The organism is Halioglobus sp. HI00S01, assembly GCF_001635445.1.
GTDB lineage: Bacteria > Pseudomonadota > Gammaproteobacteria > Pseudomonadales > Halieaceae > Halioglobus > Halioglobus japonicus.
On record NZ_LWEE01000399.1, the window covers coordinates 1 to 434 of the forward strand.

General features: G+C 57.8%; 1 pseudogene. It reads right to left on the minus strand.

Annotated features, from left to right (window positions below):
• Nucleotides 1–119: 119 nt before the first annotated feature.
• Nucleotides 120–434, minus strand: a pseudogene (locus A3709_RS24305) (serine hydrolase); the annotation flags it as partial.

Consider the following 434-nt stretch of genomic DNA (forward strand, 5'->3'; position numbering starts at 1 on the left):
CCTAATGGTTAACTTGCTCGACATCATGCAGGGGGAGCACCCCGCCTATCGGCGTTTGTCAGCATCGGCGCGTTTGCTAAAACTTTTTCTGCACCACACGGCGACACTTTGGATACAGTTCACCCCTTGCGCCTGGTCCGCAGACCGAGCACCACTGCTACTGCGAGAATCACGGCAGCACCTGACAGCGCGGGCACCATCATACTCCCGAATACAGCGTCCGTCGCAAAAAGGTCAGGATAGCCGGACTGCCAGAACACCCAGTCCGAACCCAGAGTTGTGGCCAGAGAGGACTGCCCGGACACCAGGATAACCAATGCGTCGCCGCTCTCAGGATTCAACCTCGCCGCCGTATTGATCGCCGGATCGTTCGCGCCATCGTGGCCGAAAATGAAATCACCATTACCCGTAGGTGCATACAGGCTGGTTCCCAG